Annotated in this window: 2 protein-coding genes; both read left to right on the plus strand. The window is 59.9% G+C overall.

The window, feature by feature from the left end; all coding sequences use genetic code 11:
• Positions 1-749 (plus strand): pyridoxal 5'-phosphate synthase lyase subunit PdxS (gene pdxS, locus CW742_RS12890; RefSeq protein ID WP_292421003.1); only part of this gene is annotated, 749 nt, incomplete at its 5' end.
• Positions 739-1,344: a pyridoxal 5'-phosphate synthase glutaminase subunit PdxT gene (gene pdxT, locus CW742_RS12895; RefSeq protein WP_292421005.1), complete on the plus strand. Its 606-nt coding sequence runs from the start codon at positions 739-741 to the stop codon at positions 1,342-1,344. The genes pdxS and pdxT, both read left to right, overlap by 11 nt.
• The last annotated feature ends 109 nt before the right edge of the window (positions 1,345-1,453 follow it).

Below are 1,453 nucleotides of genomic sequence, written 5' to 3' on the forward strand. Positions count from 1 at the left end.
AGCGGGTGCCGTCCGATATCCGGAAGGCAGGGGGTGTTGCCCGCATGGCAGATCCCGAGAAGGTCATCGAGATCATTGACGCGGTTTCCATCCCGGTCATGGGAAAGGTCCGTATCGGCCACTTCGTCGAAGCGCAGGTCCTGGAAGTTCTCGGGGTTGACATGATCGATGAGAGCGAGGTCCTGACCCCCGCAGACGAACAATACCATATCGATAAGAAGCAGTTCACGGTCCCCTTCGTCTGCGGCGCCCGCGATCTTGGCGAGGCGCTCCGGAGGATCAACGAAGGTGCTGCCATGATCCGGACCAAGGGCGAGGCCGGTACCGGAAACGTCGTGGAAGCCGTCCGTCACATGCGCACGATTATGGGCGAGATCCGGATGCTCCGCGGCCTTGACAAGCAGGAGATGGCCGATTATGCCCGCGAGATCGAAGCCCCCGCAGAACTGGTCTTTGAATGTGCCGAGCGCGGCAGGCTCCCGGTCGTGAATTTTTCCGCAGGCGGTATAGCCACTCCCTGCGATGCAGCGCTCATGATGCAGCTGGGTGCTGACGGTGTTTTCGTCGGGTCCGGTATCTTCAAGTCATCGAACCCGAAACTGATGGCCAAAGCCATTGTCGAGGCAGTCAACCACTTCGATGATGCAGAAGTGCTCGCGAAGGTCAGTAACGGCCTTGGCGATGCTATGCCGGGCCTCGATGTCCACAAGCTCTCGGATGACGAGGTGCTGCAGACCCGTGGACGCTAAGATTGGCGTTCTTGCGCTCCAGGGGAACGTGAGCGAGCATATCGACGCGTTTCTCTCGGCGCTCGAACGGATGGGCCATGGCCCCTCTTCCGAGGTCTTTGAGGTCAGGAGCCCGGCCGATCTTGCGGAATGCGACGCCCTTGCCCTGCCGGGTGGCGAATCGACAACCATCTCCCGCCTGATCGATAAAAACGGGCTGTATGAGCCCCTGCGGGCGTTCCCGGGGGGGATCTTTGCAACCTGCGCCGGGATGGTGCTGATGGCCTGCCACGTGGAAGATCCCCGGATCCATCCCCTTGGTCATATTGACATGGCTGTTGACCGGAACGCGTTTGGCAGGCAGCGGGAATCTTTTGAAGCAGACCTCGCCATGGACGCGTTGGAGGGAGGACCGTTCCACGCCGTTTTCATCCGGGCACCTGTTGTCACATCGGCGGGAACGGGTGTTCATATTCTTTCCGAGATCCCGCAGGGGATCGTTGCCGTTGAACAGGGAAAACACATGGCGCTGTCCTTCCATCCCGAACTCGGGGCGGACACCCGCCTCCATGAACGGTTCCTGCAGCGGCTGGGCATCGCGACTCCGGTCTCGTAATTGCTGCAGGGCAGCAGGAACAGAGCATGTGCTGGTGCCCGATCGGAAAGTGATTTTACGTTCGCGGTGCTATGCACAAGAGAATATCCACAATACCACCAGTCTCTTT

Source organism: Methanoregula sp. (genome assembly GCF_002835825.1).
Lineage (GTDB): Archaea > Halobacteriota > Methanomicrobia > Methanomicrobiales > Methanospirillaceae > Methanoregula.